This window comes from Amycolatopsis sp. ATCC 39116 (genome assembly GCF_000231075.2).
Taxonomy (GTDB): Bacteria; Actinomycetota; Actinomycetes; order Mycobacteriales; family Pseudonocardiaceae; genus Amycolatopsis_E; species Amycolatopsis_E tucumanensis.
This window is the reverse complement of the sequence record NZ_AFWY03000004.1, coordinates 182,485-198,807: the sequence shown is the minus strand read 5'-3', so window position 1 is coordinate 198,807 and position 16,323 is coordinate 182,485. Positions and strand designations below refer to the sequence as shown.

Below are 16,323 nucleotides of genomic sequence, written 5' to 3'. Positions count from 1 at the left end.
CGATCACGTCAGCACACATCGCGTCCCCCCGTAGATCGTCGGCATGCAGCGGTTGCAGTGCACGCACAGCGAACGTGCCCCGGCCCGCAAGCGCAGCGGCAGGTCCGGCTCACGCAGCAACGCCCGCGCCATCGCCACGAACTGGAACCCCTCGGCCATCGCCCGCTCCATCGTCTCCAGCCGCGTGATCCCGCCGAGCAGGATCAACGGCAGGTCCACAGCCGCGCGGAACTGGCGCGCCCGGTCCAGCAGGTAGGCCTCCTGGAACGGGTAGCTCTTCAGGAACGCCCCGCCCACGGCACGGATGCCGAGGCGCACCGGCTGCGGGAACGCCGCCGCGAACTCCCGCACCGGCGCGTCCCCGGTGAACAGGTACATCGGGTTCAGCAGCGAACTGCCCGCGGTCAGCTCCAGCGCGTCGACGGTCCCGTCCGCCTCCAGCCACCGCGCGACCTGCACGCTCTCGTCCAGCCAGAACCCGCCCGGCAACCCGTCGTCCATGTTCAGCTTCGCCGTCACGGCGATGCGCGACCCGACCTCGTCCCGCACCGCCCGCGCGACCTCCAGCGCCAGCCGCGCCCGGTTCGCGAGCGACCCGCCGTAGGAGTCGCGGCGCCGGTTCAGCCGCGGGCTGAGGAACGAGCTCACCAGGTAGTTGTGTCCGAAGTGGATTTCCACCGCGTCGAACCCGGCCTCGACCGCGAACCGGGCAGCCGACGCGTGCGCACGCACGACGCGCGCCAGATCGTCCACAGTGGCCGCTCGTGTCATCCGCATTCCCAGCGGGTTGGGGAACCGGCCGGGCGCCAGCGCAGGCAACCGGTTCGACGCCGCGTTCGCGACCGGCCCCGCGTGCCCGATCTGCGCGCTCACCGCCGCGCCCTCCGCGTGCACGGCCTCGGTGAGCCGCCGCAGCCCGGGCAGCGCCTCCTCGCGCATCCAGATCTGGTGCCGGTCGGTGCGCCCCTCCGGCGACACCGCGCAGTAGGCCACCGTCGTCATCCCCACCCCGCCGCGCGCCGGCCGCCGGTGGAACTCGATCAGCCGGTCGGTGACCAGGGCGTCCGGCGTCGCGCCCTCGAAGGTGGCCGCCTTGATGATCCGGTTGCGCAGCTCGACCGGCCCCAGTCGCGCGGGCGCGAAGACGTCGGTCATGACCCCGCCAATCCCGCCGCGACGAACGCCCGCAGCGTGTCCACCGGCACCTCGCCGGGCATCCCGTCGGCGAAGAACTGCAGCACCAGGCCGAACGCGAGCAGCCACCGCTGCGCCGCCTCCGCCTTCGCCAGCTCCGGCCGCGCGTCCCGGAGCAACTCGATCCATGGGCCGAGCCCGAACCACCGCGATGTCCACGCCGGCTCGCGCCTGCCCAGCACGAACCGCGCCAGCAGCCGCAACCGCAGCGCTCCGACGGGGTCCGCGGCCAGTTCGGCCAGCGGGGTGACGACCAGGTCCACCAGTTCGGGCACCGTCGGCGTCCAGCCGCCGCGCCGCCGCTCGGTGACCTCGTCCAGCCGTCGCTGCCACACCGGTGCGAGCCGGGCCTCCAGCAGCGCGGCGATGAGCGCGTCCTTCGACCCGAAGTGGTAGTGCACCGCGGCCGGGTTCATGCCGGCCGCGCTGTTGATCGCCCGCACGGACACCGCGTCGTAGCCGGATTCGAGCAGCAGTCGTTCGGCGACGGTCAGCAGTCGCTCACGGGTGGAAGCGTCGGTGCTCGGCACTCCTCCAGGGAAGCACGGATCCATCACCGAATCAATCACTGATTGACCGGCACAATGAGGACATGGCCGACGCGTTGCGCAGGTGGTCCGAGCAGCTGGCGGACTGGGCGATCCCCGAGCACATCCTGGCCGCGGCGCCCGAATCGCCCTGGGTCGTGCCGAAGCAGGTGTTCGCCCGCCGCGCCGACCGCCAGATAGCGGCGGCCGCGACGCCGACCCACCAGGCCGTGCTGGACGCGTTGCCCGGCACCGTGCTGGACGTCGGCGCGGGCGCCGGGGCCGCGAGCCTGCCGTGCGCGCGGTCGATCACGCGGGTCACCGCCGTCGACACCAGCGCCGGGCTGCTCGCGGAGTTCCGGCGGCGGGCCGAGGCGCTGTCGCTGCCGCACCACACCCTCGAGGGGCGGTGGCCGGACGTCGACGTCGAGCCCGCCGACGTGGTGGTCTGCGCGCACGTCATCTACAACGCCCCCGACCTCGCGCCGTTCGCCGACGCGCTGACCGCCCACGCGCGCCGGAAGGTCGTCGTCGAACTGGCCGAGGCCCACCCGCTGACCACCCTCAACCCGCTGTGGCGGCACTTCCACGGCATCGAGCGCCCGGACGGGCCGACGGCCGACGACGCCGTCGCCGCGCTACGGGAACTCGGCCTGGAGCCCGCGGTCGTGCGCTGGCACAAGCCGGCCAGGCCGGAGTACGCCCGGTTCGACGAGCTGGTCGACGTCACCCGGCGGCGGCTCTGCCTGCCCGTGGACCGGGCGGGTGAGGTCGCCGAGGCGCTGCGTGGTCTCGGTGTCGACCAGCGGACGCCGCCGGACCTGGGCTCCTCGGGTCGCGATGTGGTCACGCTCAGCTGGCCGGTTAGCCGGTCCGTGTGATTTCGACCTGCGCGAATCCACCCACCCGAGCACAATCGGCGTATGACTCACGCGCAGGGGGACGAGCCGGCCACCGGCACCCCACCCCAGCCGCCCGTGACGGAACCCGCGCCCGCGAAGCCGGTCAAGATCAAACGGACCCGCGTCAGCGGGACCTGGGTCGCGATCATCGTCGCCCTGATCATCCTGGTCTTCCTGCTGATCTTCATCCTGCAGAACCTGGACTCGACGACGGTGGCCTTCCTGGGGATGGAGGGCAGCCTGCCGCTGGCCGTGGCCATGCTGTTCTCCGCGATCGCCGGCGCCGTCCTGGTCGCCCTGGTCGGCGGCGCGCGCATCTTCCAGTTGCGCAAGGCGACCCGGAAGGCGAACAAGGCTCTCCGCTGACCCGGCCGTAACATCATCCTGGGAAACGGGGTGATGTGGTTGACCAGCGAGAACCTGCCGAGTTCGCCGGAGGGCGGCGACGAGAACCTGCTGCGCCGGGCGGGCCGGTTCGCCGGGTGGGCCGCACGCACCGGGTTCACGATCGGCAAGCGGCTGCCGCTGCCGGGCCTCGAACTGGCCGGTGAGGGGCTGCGGCAGGTCGAGCGGCAGGTCCTGACCGGGCTGCGCCGCCGCCTCGACGAGGTCGACGACCCGTACGTGGTCGCGCTCAGCGCGGCCGGCACGGAGCACGCCCCGAACGGCGCCGGTGAGCTGGTCCCCGCGCGCGAGCCGCTGCGCGCCGCGATGAAGGAGCTGCTGGACCGGTCCGTCGGCTTCGGCCGCGAGCAGGCCCGCGAGTACCTCTACGCCACGGTGCTGCGCCAGCTCACCCCCGACGAGGCCCGCATCATCGCCACGCTCGCCACCGGCGCGGCGTTCCCTGTGATCGACGTCACTGAGCGTGGGTTCGGCGGCGGCCGCACGATCTTGCGCAACGCCTCCACGGTCGGCAAGGCGGCCGGCGTGACGCTGGCCGACGAGGTGCCCGGCTACCTGACGCGGCTGGCCGGGTTCGGCCTGGTCGAGCTGGACGACGAGTCCGCCGAGCTGGAGTCGCAGTACGAGATCCTGGCGACCGAGGACCTGGTCCGGTCGGCCGCGAAATCCGCGCGCCGCGCGCGGCTGGTGCGCCGGACCGTGCGCCTGTCGCGCTTCGGCGTCCGGTTCTGGGCGGCGTGCGATCCCGGCGAGTGGACTCGCGTCCTGTGAGCGCTGCCACTACCGTGTAACGCGCAGCGCCGGACGAGCGCTCTACGTGATAAGGCCTCACCCAGGTAAGGGGCCATAGCACACCTGGGTTCCGCAGCGCCAGCTTTCTGTTGTCATTCTCACGTGTGTTTCGTCGTTGTTGCAGGTAGCCAGGCTGTGCGCACGACGATGCGCTGAACGACCGAAACAACTCTGTTAGGTTGTTTTGACATGTCCGGAAAGCACTTGATCGAAAATCCGACCAAGGCCGACGGGGCTGCGCTTTGGCGAATCGCACGCGATTCGCAGAAGCTCGATCTCAACTCGCCTTATGCATATCTGTTGTGGTGCCGCGATTTCGCCGACACCTCGGTGGTGGCGCGGGTGGACGGTGACGCGGTCGGATTCGTGATCGCTTATCGCCGTCCCACGGCGCCGGACACCGCGCTCGTCTGGCAGGTCGCCGTCGACGCGTCGCAACGCGGGCAGGGGCTGGCCGGAGCCCTGCTCGACAACCTGTTCACGCGGTTGGTGGCCGACGGGGTGCGTCACCTGGAGACCACCATCACGCCCGACAACAAAGCGTCCATCCGCCTGTTCACCTCCTTCGCGGAACGGTGGGGAGCGGAGCTGGAGCGCACCGAGCTGTTCGGCTCGGCCGACTTTCCGGACGACGGCACACGGCACGAGCCGGAAGACCTTTACCGAATCGGGCCGCTGCTCCCGAGATAACGGCGGAATTGGGCGAGGACGCCCGTGCGATTAGCTGTCGACAAGCACCAGTGAGGGGAAAACCCAAAGTGAGCATCTTCGAAAAGCTCGAATCCGAAGTGCGCAGCTACAGCCGGGGCTGGCCGGTCGTGTTCGACCGCGCGCAGGGCAGCCGCCTCTACGCCGAGGACGGCCGCCCGTACCTCGACTACTTCGCCGGCGCCGGCGCGCTGAACTACGGGCACAACAACCCCGTGCTCAAGAAGGCGCTGATCGACTACATCGAGCGCGACGGCGTCACGCACGCGCTCGACATGTTCACCGTCGCCAAGCGCGACCTGCTCGAGACGCTCGACGAGAAGATCCTCAAGCCGCGCGAGCTGGACTACAAGGTCATCTTCCCCGGCCCCGGTGGCGCCAACGCCGTCGAAGCCGCGCTGAAGCTGGCCCGCAAGGTCACCGGCCGCGAGTCGGTCATCAACTTCACCAACGCCTTCCACGGCATGACCATCGGCGCGCTGTCGGTCACCGGCAACTCGATGAAGCGGCACGGCGCGGGCATCCCGCTGGTGCACGCCACACCGATGCCCTACGACCAGTACTTCGACGGCGTCTACCCGGACTTCCTGTACTTCGAGCGGCTGCTCGAGGACTCCGGCAGCGGGCTCAACGAGCCGGCCGCGGTGATCGTCGAGACCGTGCAGGGCGAGGGCGGCATCAACGCGGCAGGCATCGAGTGGCTGCGTGGCCTGTCCGACCTGTGCAAGCGGCACGACATCCTGCTGATCGTCGACGACGTGCAGATGGGCTGCGGCCGCACCGGCCCGTTCTTCAGCTTCGAGGAAGCCGGCATCAAGCCGGACATGGTGTGCCTGTCCAAGTCGCTGTCCGGCTACGGCATCCCGATGGCGCTGACCCTGATCCGCCCCGACCTCGACGTCTGGGAGCCGGGTGAGCACAACGGCACCTTCCGCGGCATCAGCCCGGCGTTCGTCACCGCCGCCGAGGCGATGCGCACGTACTGGAGCGACGACGAGCTGGAGAAGTCGGTCCGCGCCAAGGGCGAGCGCATCGGCGCCGCGCTGCAGGGCCTCGTCGACGCCTACCCGGAAGCGGAGCTGACCGCGAAGGGCCGCGGCCTCGCCCGCGGTTTGGAGTTCCAGAACGGGGAACTCGCCGGGCGGGTCTGCGCGGCCGCGTTCGAACGCGGCCTGCTCATGGAGACCTCCGGACCGGACAGCGAGGTGGTGAAGCTGCTGCCGCCGCTGACCCTCACGGACGCCGAGGTCGGCGAGGGGCTGGAGATCATCGACGCCTCCGTCAAGGCCGTGCTCGGTAAGTAGAGAAGAACGAGAAGGGGATAAGTTTTGATCGTCCGGACCCTCGACGAGATCACCGACACCGACGCCGACATCAAGACGCCGAACTGGCGCTCGAAGCGGATCATCCTGGCGAAGGAGAAGGTCGGCTTCTCGGTGCACGAGACCACGCTGTACGCGGGGACCGTCAACGACTTCTGGTACGCCAACCACATCGAGGCGGTCTTCGTCTACGAGGGCGAAGGCGAGATCACCAACAAGGCGACCGGCGAGACGTTCCAGCTCAAGCCGGGTTCCCTGTACCTCCTCAACGACCACGACAAGCACCAGGTCCGCCCGAAGACCGACATGAAGACCGTGTGCGTCTTCAACCCGCCGGTCACCGGCCGGGAGGTGCACGACGAGAACGGCGTGTACCCGCTCGTCGTCGAGGAGGACGAGGCGGACGAGAAGTCCGCCTGAGCCACCACGGAGCGAGGCCCCTACCGAAAGGCAACGCATAAAAGGAGGCGAACCGATTTGACGATCATGGAAACCGGTGTCGAGGACAGTTACCCGACCAGGGTTCCTGCCCCGGCCGAGCCCTTCGATCGCGTCGACCCCACTGTCTGGGGCAGTGAGGCCGACGGCCCGATCGATGCGGCGACACTCGCTTCGCACGACGCGAAGGGGTACCACATCGTCGAGGGCCTGCTCTCGCCCGCCGAAGTGCAGGGCTACTGGCAGGAGCTCGTCCGGCTCTCCAGCGACGAGCAGCTGAAGGCCGACGAGCGGGTCATCACCGAGAAGAAGACCGGCAGCGTCCGGTCCATCTTCGAGGTGCACAAGATCAGCGAGCTGATCGCCGAACTCGTGCGCGACCCGCGTGTCCTCGACCGCGCCCGGCAGATCCTCGGCTCCGAGGTGTACATCCACCAGAGCCGCGTGAACTACATGCCGGGTTTCAAGGGCACCGGGTTCTACTGGCACTCCGACTTCGAGACCTGGCACGCCGAGGACGGCATGCCGCGTCCGCGGGCGGTGAGCTGCTCGATCGCGCTGACCGACAACTACCCCTTCAACGGCGGCCTGATGGTCATGCCGGGCTCGCAGCGGACGTTCGTCCCGTGCGTCGGCGAGACCCCGGACGACTACTACAAGTCGTCGCTGAAGGAGCAGGAGATCGGCGTTCCCAGCGAGAACGACATCACCAAGCTCGCCGCGGAGTACGGGATCGACCAGTTCACCGGGCCGGCGGGCTCGGCGCTGTGGTTCGACTCCAACATCATGCACGGGTCCGGCAACAACATCACGCCGTACCCGCGCTCGAACATCTTCCTGGTGTTCAACAGCGTCGAGAACGCGCTCGTCGAGCCGTTCGCGGCGGCGAAGCCGCGGCCGACCTTCATCGGCAGCCGGGACTTCACGCCTGTGACGCGGTAGACACCGGAAGAAGTGCGGGTCGGGTGTAGCCGCTTCATCGCGCCCTGTTACAGTGCCGCCACTGCGAACGGCGGCAGCATGGGTCTTCCTTGCTCGGGGTGAATCCCGTGTGACGCCGGTAGCGATGGCGAGGCGCACCCGGCCCCGTCACTTGTTTCACCGAGTGCGGCCCCGCACCATCAGATCGGGACTGATGGTGCGGGGCCGTACTCGTTTCCTCCGGCGCGGCGCTCGGGGAGGGGCCTGTGCTCAAGGGTTTGCGCGTCCAGCTGCTCGGACCGGTGCAGCTGTGCGCCGGTGACCGGCCGGTGCCGATCGGCGGTCCCGGTGTGCGCGGGCTGCTCGCGTTGCTGGCGCTCCAGCCGAACCGGATCGTCGCGCTCGACGACCTGATCGACGCGCTGTGGGACCACGACCCGCCGCCGACGGCGCGGACGATCGTGCACGGCAACGTCTCCCAGCTGCGGCGCGTGCTGCGGTCGGTCGGCACGCCGGAGGTCCGGATCGACACGGCCGCGCCCGGCTACCGGTTGAACGTCGACCCGCTGCTGGTCGACGTTCACCGCGCCCGCGCGTTGTTCGAGCGCGCCGAGGCCGCGCCGCTGGTGGAACGGGCCTCGCTGCTGCACGAGGCGTGGGCGTTGTGGCAGGGGCCGGAGCTGGGCGGGGTGCCGGAGTCGGTGCGCGCGCCGGAACTGGCGGACCTGCGGATCGCGGTGCACGGCGCCCGGGTCGACGCCGACCTCGCGCTGGGACGACACGAAGAGCTGATCGCCGAGCTGACCACGATCGTCCGGGCGGAGCCGCGGCGTGAGCGGACGGTCGGGCAGCTGATGCGGGCGCTCTACCACTCGGGGCGCCGGGCGGACGCGCTCGAGGTGTACCGGGAGGCCGCGCGGGCGGCGTCGGAGAAGCTCGGCCTCGACCTCGGGCCCGACCTGCGGGCGCTGCACGAACACGTGCTGAACGACGACTTGGCGCCGGTCGTGTCGGCGATCGACGTGAGCCGGGTGGTGCCGCGGCAGCTGCCGCCCGCGGTGCCGCTGCTGGCCGGGCGGTCGGCGGACCTGGCCTGGCTGGACGAGGTGGCGCCGGTCGGCGTGATCACCGGGCCACCCGGGATCGGCAAGAGCGCGCTGGTCGTGTCGTGGGCGCACGGCGCGGTGCCGAAGTTCCCGGACGGGGTCCTGTTCGCCGCGTTGCGCGGGTTCGAGGCGCCGGTGCCGGCCGCGGAGGTGCTGGCGCAGTTCTTGCTCGGGCTCGGCGTGCCCGCGGACGAGGTGCCGGAGCCGGAGGGGGAGCGGCTCGCGTTGTACCGGTCGCTCACCGGTGGACGGCGGATGCTGGTGGTACTGGACGACGCGCGGTCGGCCGAGCAGGTGCGGCCGTTGCTGCCGCCGGGGCCGGGGTCGGTCGCGGTGGTGACCTCGCGGGCGCGGCTGGACGGGCTGACCGTTTCGCACGGCGCGCGGGTGCGGTCGCTGGAGCGGCTGGCGCGGCGGGACTCGGTGCGGCTCATCGCCGACGTCTCGGGCGGGGCGTTCGAGGAGTACCACTCGCAGGTGGCGGCGTTGTGCGGGGACCTGCCGCTGGCGTTGCGGATCGCGGGCGCGCGGCTGGCAGCCGGTCCGTCGTGGACGGTGCCGGAGTTCGTGGCCGAGCTGGCGAGCGAGCGGACGCGGCTGGCCGCGCTGGACGTGGACGACGCCGGGGTGCGGGCGGCTCTGGACGTGTCGGTGCGGGGGCTGCCCGCCGAGGTGGGGGCGATGTTCCGGGCGCTCGGGGCGTTTCCCGGGCCCGCGGTCGGTCCGTTCGTGGCGGCGGCGTTGTGCGGGGTGCCGGTCGTGGAGGCGCGGCGGCGGTTGCGGGTGCTGGCGGCCCACCACCTGCTGACCGAGAGCGCGCCGGAGGTGTTCACGCGGCACGACCTGGTGCGGTTGTACGCGCGCGAGCTGGCTGGTTCGTCGAGTCCGCGACCGGCGGTGCGGTACTACCAGGCGGCGGCTGACGCGGCGCGCCGCCGGTTGCTGCGAATCGTGGACCCGCTGGACTTTTCGTCCGTCGAGGTGCCGGTGCCCGCGTTGTCCGGTTTCGATGACGCGCTGGCGTGGTTCGTGGCCGAGTGGCCGAACCTCTTGGCCGTGCTGGAGGCCGCGGCGGCGGCCGGTCTGCACGAGGACGTGTGGCGGCTGGCGCGGGTGGCGCACACGTACCGGGTGGTGCGCCCGCTGTGGGACGAGTGGCGGCGGCTGGTGGCGCTGGGGATGGCGGCGGCCGAGGCGAGCGGGGATCCGCGGGCGCGGTTCTGGATGTTGATCTCGCGCTGCGCGATGTTCCTGACGTTCGACCTGGGGGCCGACGCGCTGGCGGACGCGTCCGCGGCGCTGGCCATCGCGGCGGACGAGGGGAGCCGCACCTGCGCGATGATCCACCTGGGGTGCGCGTTGAACAGCTGCGGTCGCCACGACGAGGCGGTGGAGTGCCTGACGAAGGCGGCTTCGGCGGCGGGCACGGACGAGCTGCGGGGCCAGGCGCTGGCGAACTGCGCGGAGGCGGAGAAGGCGCGGGGCCGGTACGCGGAGGCGATCGCGCACCAGCTGTCGTCGCTGGAGATCGACCGCCGCCTCGGTGACGACAGCTATGTGGTCGTGTCGCTCAACAACCTGGCCGAGTCGTACCTCGGCCTCGGCGACGACGGGGCGGCGTGGAAGCACGCGTCCGCCGCGGTCGAGTTGGCGTCGCTGCGGGGTTTCCTGCTGCAGGAGGCGGTCGGCCGGCTGACGCTGGGACGGCTCTCCCGCCGCGACGGCGACCTCGACGGCGCACGCCTGCAGGTCGGGCTGGCGGCGGAGCTGCACTCGCGGGTCAGCCCCCGGCCGCCCGCGGAGGTTCTCGCGGAGATGGCGGAGCTGGGGCTACCGGTGGACGCTGCGCGGGGTCACGAGGGGTGACGCTTTCGAGTACAAGGTGCCCCCGCACTTAGCGAATTCTTAGCGATGGATCTTGCGGAGGGCGTATGGTCCGGCTTGGCCGTCTGGCGCAGTGGGGGAGCGTCAGACGGCCGCCTTGGGTTTCGGCTGGTTGGCCCTGGTGGTTGCTCCGCTGGACGGCTGGAAGCGGTGAACGGTCCGTTCATCGCCGCATGGTGGTTTCGGTGACGGGCATCTGGGTGCGGCGCGACCGCGCCGGACCGCGCCGGACCGCACTCAGCGGTGGCCGAATCGCGCTGCGGCAGCCGAGTCGCGCCGCGCGGTGGCTGGACCGAGCCGCGTCGCGCGGTGGCTGGACCGAGCCGGGTCGCGCGGTGGCTGGACCGAGCCGGGTCGCGCGGTGGCTGGACCGAGCCGGGCCCGCCAGCCGGGCCGCGCTGAACGGCGGCACGCCGAACCGCGTCTAGCGGAGCCGCGTCGCACCGAGCAGCGTCGCACCGAGCAGCGTCCCGCGGAAGCGGGCAGTGCCGGACCGCGCCACACCGTCCTGGGCCGCGCCAGGCCGAGCCGCACCGGGGTGGGAAGTGCCGGGGCGGGCTGTGCCGCACTGCACCACGGCACACCGTGCGGGGTCGAGCCGCACCGCAGCGTGCCGCATCGGGGCGAGCTGCCCCGTGCCGCAGCGAGTCGCGCCGTGCTGGACCACGCCGCACCGCATCAAGGCCGTGCCGTGCCTGACCGCGCCGTGCCGCGCCGCACCGCATCAAGGTCGTGTGCCTGACCGTGCCACGCCGCCGGCCGAGCCGCGCCGGGCCGCGTCACGCCGCCGGTCGAGCCAGGCCGGGCCGCGTCACGCCGCCGGCCGAGCCACGCCGGACCGCGCCACGCCGCCGGACCGAGCCGTGCCGCACCGAGCTCCGCAGTGCCAACCCCGCCACGCGGAACCCAGCCCGCGGCCCCACCACCGACCAGGCTCACTGGTCGAACAGGTTCACTTCCGGCGTGATCTCCAGCAGCTCGTGCACCGGGCGGCCGCGCCGGCCGTCGATCGTCGTCGTGCGGACTACCCGCAGGCGGGCCGTCACCGGGCGGTCCAGGTTCTCCTTGATCTGGTCCAGCAGGTCCGGCGCCACCGCACCCTGGATCGTCCCGCCGGACTCGCGCTCCAGGTAGAAGATCCGGCGGCGCGTGCGCACGCCGTCGAGCCGGCCGGAGACCGTCTCGTAGCCGACCTCTTCCCGCGACTCCCGCAGGCTGTTGTGCAGCACCTTCGCCTGGTCGGTCGTCATGCTGCGGGTCACGTCCTCACCAGCGGTGGGCGTCAGCTGCAGCCCGATGCCGGTGTTCTTGACGACCGCGCTGACGATGTCGCTCACCGCGTTGCGCACCGTGTCCCGTTGCAGCAGCACCGCGTCCAGCGCGCCGTCGTCGGAGCCGTTCGCGGGCAGGAAGTCGCACAGCTCCTTCACCGCGCGCTCCGACAGCGTCTCGATCCCGTCGTGGATCAACGCGTCGTCCGGCGCCGGCTCGGGGAAGCCGAAGAAGATCGTGTTGCCCGCCTGGCCGCGCTGGATCAGCGGCGCCTTGTCGCGGTCGGTTTGCTGGACGTAGGTGATCTCGCCCTGCGGGTTGCGGATGATGTGCCCGACCTCGCCGTCGCGTCCTGCAGTGCCCGGCTGATGTCGGAGAACGTGTACGCGTCCAGGTTCGTCGACCCGAGCATCGACACGCGCAGCAACGGCGACCGGGCCGTCCGCTCGAACTTCGCGTGCGCGGCCATCGCCGACGCGCGCGCCAGGTCGTCCAGCCACGTGCCGCCCGGGATCTCGTCGGCGATCCGGCGGAAGTCCATCATCACCACACCACCTCGGGGAACCCGCGGCGCCCTTCGTACGACCAGGTGTTGGCCCACGTCTCCTCGTCACCGGGGAAGCACAGGAACCCGTCGAGCAGACCCCCGACGGGTTGTACCTGATCGAGGTACATCGCGGGCTGCCCGACGATGACCCCGCGCAGGGTCAGCAGCCCGTAAAGCGCGTCCCGCACGCGGCCCGTCATGCGCTTGAGGCTGCCCCAGTCGTCCGGGATCAGCACGACGTCGAGCCCGCTGGGCACGTCCGGGGTGCGAGTGATGAACTGCCCGCCGATCCAGGCGCGGCCGCTCGGGATGATCCGGGCGACCGCGCCGAGATAGCTGTTCAGAGCGCTGAACAGGATCTCACGGGCGTTCTGGTGCGGCGCGTCGAAGACGAGACGTTCGTAGATGTCGGCCACGTCCGCCGGAAGCCGCCCAGTCGGAAGAACCCCCTCCGGGGTCCAATGGGGCAGCGGCATGTCATGAAGTTATCAGCGACGCGCAGCGTCTCCGTTGAGGGTGGCGGTGGGCGACGGGTGGGCCTACCAACAGCTGTGTGACGCTCAGCTCGCCGGGGCGCGGTCGTCCGACACCGGCGGGCGCACCGCGAACGGCTCCAGCTGCGGCCGCTTCGGCGACAGCCCGTCGCCCATCGACTCGCCACGCAGCTGCCGCCGGATCCACGGCAACAGGTGCGTCTTCGTCCACGCCAGGTCCGACCGGCGGTTGGTGATCCAGTCCGCCCGCGCGTCGACGACCGGCCACGGCTCCCGCCAGTCCTCCGATGTCGGCACCCCCAGCACCTCGGCCGCGCGCAACGCGATCCGCCGGTGGCCCTCGGCGGTGAAGTGCAGCCTGTCGTCGCTCCAGGCGCGCGGGTCGTGCAGCGGGTCCATCGCCCACAGGTCGACGATCTTGGCGCCGTGCCGGATCGCGCTGGTCCACAGGTGCGCGTTGTAGATGCCGATCTTGCCGCGCAGCACGCTCATCACCGGCAGGTGCTTGGTGTCCGGCCCGTTGAACACGAGGACGTCGATGCCGGCCGCGCGCAGCTTGCCGATCACCTCGTCGAGCTGCGCCGCGATCTCGTCCACGTCGGAGCCGGGCACGATCACGTCGTTGCCGCCGGCGCACAGCGTCACCAGATCGGGTTTGAGCTCGAGGGCGATGGGTACCTGCTCTTCGATGATTTCGGCGAGCATCTTCCCGCGCAGCGCCAGGTTGGCGTACTGGAAGCCTGGTTGTCCTTCGGCCAGGATCTCGGCGAGCCGGTCGGCCCAGCCTCGGAAGGTCCCGTCCGGGTTGAAGTCGTTGAGACCTTCGGTGAAGCTGTCACCCAGTGCGACATAGCTGTCGTACTCACGCACGCTGCCGTCCCCTTTCGCCAGCACCTGTGTTGATCGCCCCTCGAACAACTCAGCAGGATGCACCTGTAATCCCGACCTACGCCACCGTCGGTTCAGCGCGAGGTCACAGTCTCTTACGTTCTCGGCCTCCTGAGCTTCTCCATTACCGCCGTCCGCCCGGATCGTGTGGCGAAGATCTCGATGGTAGCTGCCCGCACCGACAGTTTTGGGGCACGCTGTAGGGGTGACCGGACAAGCCACGCCGCAGAGGGAGTCGCTGGGCAGCATCCTGGGTGGTCGCAAGGGTGCGATCGACGCGAGCCTGCCGCCGCTGGCGTTCGTGATCGGCTGGCTGGCCGCGGGTTCGTCGATCGCCTGGGGCGCGGCCGCGGCGATCGCCACCGCCGTGGTGGTCGGCGTGGTGCGCCTGACCCGCGGCGACAAGGCGCGGGCCGTCGTGGTCAGCCTCGCCGCGGTGATCGTGGCGGCGTTGATCGCGTTGCACACCGGTCGCGCGCAGGACTTCTTCCTGATCCAGGTGCTGTCCAACGTGGCCAGTGCGTTGCTGTGGGTGACCAGTGTGGTCGTCCGGTGGCCGCTCCTGGGGGTCGTGGTCGGGTTGCTGCTCGGCCAGAAGACCCGCTGGCGCAAGGATCCCGACCTGCTGCGCGCTTACTCGCGGGCGAGTCTGGTGTGGTCGTTGCAGTACGTGCTGCGCGTGGTCGTCTACCTGCCGCTGTGGTGGGCGGGCGAGCTGGTCGCGCTGGGCGTCGCGCGCACGGTGATGACCTGGCCGCTGCAGGCGCTGACGATCGCGGTGAGCGGCTGGGTGCTGTACCGGACGCTGCCGAAGGAGCACCCGGGGCTGCGCGTCGTGCCGGAGTCCGGGCGCGAGTAAGAGCCCCCGGCGAGGGGGAGGTCCGGGGGCCGCCCACACCGTACGACGGGCGGCGGGCCCGGCACTCGTGCTCCGCGCACGAAAAACGCCCGGATCTTTGGTCGGTCAGCCCGGACGGCGCGCCGCGGCCTCCCCGAACGCCTCGACCGCGGCCAGCCAGGCCGCACCGAGTACACCGTCCGAACTGGTGCGGACCTCGAGCCCGGCCAGCTTCGCCCGCACCCGCTCGCCGACCCTGGTGCCGTCGCCGAGGACGCTGCCGACCAGCACCACCGGGGTGTCCTCGTCCGGCTCGCGGGTCGCCAGCGCGGTCGCGACCAGCAGGTCGGCGGCGCGCTCGACGATGTCGGTCGCGGCCGGGTCGTCGACCGCGACCAGCGGCGCGAACCGGGCGAGGCGGACCGGCGGCTCGGCGTTGGCGACCGTGATCAGCCGCCGCCACGCGTACTTCCGGTCGGTCGCGTCGACCCCGGCCTCGGCCAGCACCGCGGTGGCCAGCGGGCCGAGGTCGCCGTCGCGGCCCAGCGCGGCCAGCGTGGCGCGCACGGCCTCCCGGCCCAGCCAGAACCCGGAGCCCTCGTCGCCCAGCAGCCAGCCGTAGCCGCCCTCGGTGGCGACCATGCGGCGCTTGCGAATCCGGCCCGCGATCGAGCCGGTGCCCGCGATCAGCACGGTCCCGTCGGGCGCGTCGGTGGCGGCGGCGAACGCGACCTCCGCGTCGGTCAGCACCACCACGCGGTCCAGGCCCAGGTCGCGCCAGGTGCGCTCGAACAGGGCCGCGACCGCCGGGTCGGTCAGCTTCGCGGTGCCGGCCATGCCGACGACGCAAGCGCTTGCCCGGCCGGGGACTTCGGTGGCCGCGCGGATCGCCGCCGCCAGGTTGGCGACCGCCTCCGCGGGCGGGTGCGAGTTCGGGTTGGCGCCGCCCGCGCGCCCGGCACCGAGCACCGTGCCGTCCGCGGCGACCGCCAGCGCACGCGTGGACGTGCCACCCGCGTCGACCCCGAGGACGAACTTCATCGCGTCCTGGTCACCTTGTTCAGCCCGCGCGGGCGGTCCGGGTCGAAGCCGCGGGCCAGCGCCAGCCCGAGCGCGATCCGCTGCACCGGCAGCACCTCCAGCACTGGCGCGAGTTCCTCGGCCACGGACGGTACCGGGATGCGGACCGCGGCGGGCACCTCGCCCGCCGACGACCCGAGCGCCAGCACGTCGGCGCCGCGCCCGGCCACCGCGGTGAGCACGTCGCGCAGGGCGGCTCCGCCCCGCCCGGCGCCGGTGATCGCCAGCACCGCGGTCTCCTCGTCGACGGCCGCGACCGGCCCGTGCAGCAGGTCCGCGCCGCTGTACGCGCGGGCGGCGAGGTAGCTGGTCTCGGCGAGCTTGAGCGCGGACTCCAGCGCGGTCGCATAGGAGTAGCCGCGACCGGTGGTGATGATCCGGTCGACGAAGCGGTACCGGTCCACGGCGCGCTGCACGTCGACCTCCAGCGCCTGCCGCGCCAGCGGTTCGATCTCGGCCGCGGCGGACGAGTCGCCGCCCCGGACGGCGTCGATGAGCAGGTACAACGCGAGCAGCGTCGCGGAGTACGTCTTGGTGGCGGCCACCGCTGTCTCGGTGCCGGCGCCGATGTCGACGGCCAGTTCGGCGGCGCCGCCCAGCGGCGAGGCCGGGGTGTTGGTGACCGCGACGGTCAGCGCGCCCTGCTTGCGGGCGGTCTGGGTGAACTCCAGCAGGTCGGGCGAGCCGCCGCTCTGGCTGACCGACACCAGCAGCACGTCCCGCAGGTCGGGGCGCGCGCCGTAGAGGGTCACCGTGGAGGGCGAGACGAGCCCGGCCGGCAGCCCGAGCAGGACCTCGATGAGGTACTTCGCGTACAGCGCCGCGTGGTCGCTGGAGCCGCGCGCGGCCAGCAGGGCGAATCGCGGCGGGCGCCGGGAGATGGCGGCGGCGACGTCGGCGATCTCCCCGCGGCGGGCCACCAGGCCGCCCAGAACGGCGGGCTGTTCGGCGATTTCCGCGGCCATGTGCTGTCCGGGGTTGCTCATGCTGGATCCCTTCGGAGGT

General features: G+C 71.7%; 16 protein-coding genes and 1 pseudogene. 10 read left to right on the top strand and 7 right to left on the bottom strand.

Features of this window, described 5'->3' with window-relative positions; genetic code table 11:
* Positions 1-3: 3 nt before the first annotated feature.
* The gene (locus AMY39116_RS0307120) at positions 4-1,155 is read right to left on the bottom strand and encodes an NADH:flavin oxidoreductase (RefSeq protein WP_020416999.1); all 1,152 of its coding nucleotides are present in this window, start codon (positions 1,153-1,155) and stop codon (positions 4-6) included.
* Positions 1,152-1,724 carry a TetR/AcrR family transcriptional regulator gene (locus tag AMY39116_RS0307115; protein ID WP_020416998.1) on the bottom strand — a complete coding sequence of 191 codons (573 nt, stop codon included), beginning with the start codon at positions 1,722-1,724 and terminating at the stop codon, positions 1,152-1,154. Before AMY39116_RS0307115 ends, AMY39116_RS0307120 begins: the two co-directional genes overlap by 4 nt.
* 62 nt (positions 1,725-1,786) lie before the next feature.
* Here AMY39116_RS0307115 and AMY39116_RS0307110 point away from each other — a divergent pair, with 62 nt between their 5' ends.
* The 9 genes from AMY39116_RS0307110 (at position 1,787) to AMY39116_RS0307070 (ending at position 10,627) form a co-directional block, all read left to right on the top strand.
* Positions 1,787-2,602, top strand: a complete 816-nt coding sequence (locus AMY39116_RS0307110; protein ID WP_020416997.1) for a bifunctional 2-polyprenyl-6-hydroxyphenol methylase/3-demethylubiquinol 3-O-methyltransferase UbiG — start codon at positions 1,787-1,789, stop codon at positions 2,600-2,602.
* Between the two features lie 42 nt (positions 2,603-2,644).
* A complete protein-coding gene (locus tag AMY39116_RS0307105; protein WP_027933766.1) occupies positions 2,645-2,989 on the top strand; it encodes a lipopolysaccharide assembly LapA domain-containing protein in 345 nt (114 codons plus the stop codon).
* A gap of 33 nt (positions 2,990-3,022) precedes the next feature.
* The gene (locus AMY39116_RS0307100; protein ID WP_020416995.1) at positions 3,023-3,799 is read left to right on the top strand and encodes an Abi-alpha family protein; all 777 of its coding nucleotides are present in this window, start codon (positions 3,023-3,025) and stop codon (positions 3,797-3,799) included.
* A gap of 210 nt (positions 3,800-4,009) precedes the next feature.
* The gene (gene ectA, locus AMY39116_RS0307095; RefSeq protein WP_039791273.1) at positions 4,010-4,510 is read left to right on the top strand and encodes a diaminobutyrate acetyltransferase; all 501 of its coding nucleotides are present in this window, start codon (positions 4,010-4,012) and stop codon (positions 4,508-4,510) included.
* Between the two features lie 68 nt (positions 4,511-4,578).
* Positions 4,579-5,832, top strand: a complete 1,254-nt coding sequence (gene ectB, locus AMY39116_RS0307090; protein WP_020416993.1) for a diaminobutyrate--2-oxoglutarate transaminase — start codon at positions 4,579-4,581, stop codon at positions 5,830-5,832.
* A gap of 24 nt (positions 5,833-5,856) precedes the next feature.
* Positions 5,857-6,270 carry an ectoine synthase gene (locus AMY39116_RS0307085; protein WP_020416992.1) on the top strand — a complete coding sequence of 138 codons (414 nt, stop codon included), beginning with the start codon at positions 5,857-5,859 and terminating at the stop codon, positions 6,268-6,270.
* A gap of 66 nt (positions 6,271-6,336) precedes the next feature.
* Positions 6,337-7,230, top strand: coding sequence for an ectoine hydroxylase (gene thpD / locus AMY39116_RS0307080; protein WP_017985331.1), 894 nt, complete (start codon positions 6,337-6,339; stop codon positions 7,228-7,230).
* A 245-nt stretch (positions 7,231-7,475) separates the two neighbouring features.
* On the top strand, positions 7,476-10,181 hold the full coding sequence (locus AMY39116_RS0307075; protein WP_020416991.1) for a BTAD domain-containing putative transcriptional regulator: 2,706 nt from the start codon (positions 7,476-7,478) through the stop codon (positions 10,179-10,181).
* Between the two features lie 203 nt (positions 10,182-10,384).
* The gene (locus AMY39116_RS0307070; RefSeq protein WP_157358448.1) at positions 10,385-10,627 is read left to right on the top strand and encodes a hypothetical protein; all 243 of its coding nucleotides are present in this window, start codon (positions 10,385-10,387) and stop codon (positions 10,625-10,627) included.
* A gap of 507 nt (positions 10,628-11,134) precedes the next feature.
* Here AMY39116_RS0307070 and AMY39116_RS42345 read toward each other — a convergent pair.
* The 3 genes and pseudogenes from AMY39116_RS42345 to AMY39116_RS0307055 all read right to left on the bottom strand — a co-directional run bounded on the left by AMY39116_RS42345 (position 11,135) and on the right by AMY39116_RS0307055 (position 13,382).
* Positions 11,135-12,015, bottom strand: a pseudogene (locus AMY39116_RS42345) (hypothetical protein).
* Positions 12,015-12,494, bottom strand: coding sequence for a hypothetical protein (locus tag AMY39116_RS0307060; RefSeq protein ID WP_027933772.1), 480 nt, complete (start codon positions 12,492-12,494; stop codon positions 12,015-12,017). Before AMY39116_RS0307060 ends, AMY39116_RS42345 begins: the two are co-directional and overlap by 1 nt.
* 84 nt (positions 12,495-12,578) lie before the next feature.
* The gene (locus tag AMY39116_RS0307055) at positions 12,579-13,382 is read right to left on the bottom strand and encodes an SGNH/GDSL hydrolase family protein (protein WP_164470592.1); all 804 of its coding nucleotides are present in this window, start codon (positions 13,380-13,382) and stop codon (positions 12,579-12,581) included.
* A gap of 223 nt (positions 13,383-13,605) precedes the next feature.
* Between AMY39116_RS0307055 and AMY39116_RS0307050 the strand changes: the two genes are divergently transcribed.
* Entirely contained in the window at positions 13,606-14,259 is a 654-nt protein-coding gene (locus AMY39116_RS0307050) for a DUF3159 domain-containing protein (RefSeq protein ID WP_020416988.1), read from the top strand.
* Positions 14,260-14,364: 105 nt separating this feature from the next.
* Here AMY39116_RS0307050 and AMY39116_RS0307045 read toward each other — a convergent pair whose 3' ends face one another.
* Positions 14,365-15,279, bottom strand: coding sequence for an N-acetylglucosamine kinase (locus AMY39116_RS0307045; RefSeq protein WP_020416987.1), 915 nt, complete (start codon positions 15,277-15,279; stop codon positions 14,365-14,367).
* Entirely contained in the window at positions 15,276-16,283 is a 1,008-nt protein-coding gene (locus AMY39116_RS0307040) for an SIS domain-containing protein (RefSeq protein ID WP_020416986.1), read from the bottom strand. The genes AMY39116_RS0307045 and AMY39116_RS0307040 overlap by 4 nt, the downstream gene beginning before the upstream one ends.
* Between the last annotated feature and the right edge of the window lie 40 nt (positions 16,284-16,323).

Excerpts from the sequence above, each read along its gene's own strand:
- AMY39116_RS0307040 (WP_020416986.1), bottom strand. The coding sequence starts at position 16,283 with ATGGCCGCGGAAATCGCCGAACAGCCCGCCGTTCTGGGCGGCCTGGTG.
- AMY39116_RS0307110 (WP_020416997.1), top strand. The coding sequence starts at position 1,787 with ATGGCCGACGCGTTGCGCAGGTGGTCCGAGCAGCTGGCGGACTGGGCG.
- AMY39116_RS0307120 (WP_020416999.1), bottom strand. The coding sequence starts at position 1,155 with ATGACCGACGTCTTCGCGCCCGCGCGACTGGGGCCGGTCGAGCTGCGC.
- AMY39116_RS0307045 (WP_020416987.1), bottom strand. The coding sequence starts at position 15,279 with ATGAAGTTCGTCCTCGGGGTCGACGCGGGTGGCACGTCCACGCGTGCG.
- ectA (WP_039791273.1), top strand. The coding sequence starts at position 4,010 with ATGTCCGGAAAGCACTTGATCGAAAATCCGACCAAGGCCGACGGGGCT.
- AMY39116_RS0307105 (WP_027933766.1), top strand. The coding sequence starts at position 2,645 with ATGACTCACGCGCAGGGGGACGAGCCGGCCACCGGCACCCCACCCCAG.
- AMY39116_RS0307060 (WP_027933772.1), bottom strand. The coding sequence starts at position 12,494 with ATGCCGCTGCCCCATTGGACCCCGGAGGGGGTTCTTCCGACTGGGCGG.
- thpD (WP_017985331.1), top strand. The coding sequence starts at position 6,337 with ATGGAAACCGGTGTCGAGGACAGTTACCCGACCAGGGTTCCTGCCCCG.
- AMY39116_RS0307100 (WP_020416995.1), top strand. The coding sequence starts at position 3,023 with ATGTGGTTGACCAGCGAGAACCTGCCGAGTTCGCCGGAGGGCGGCGAC.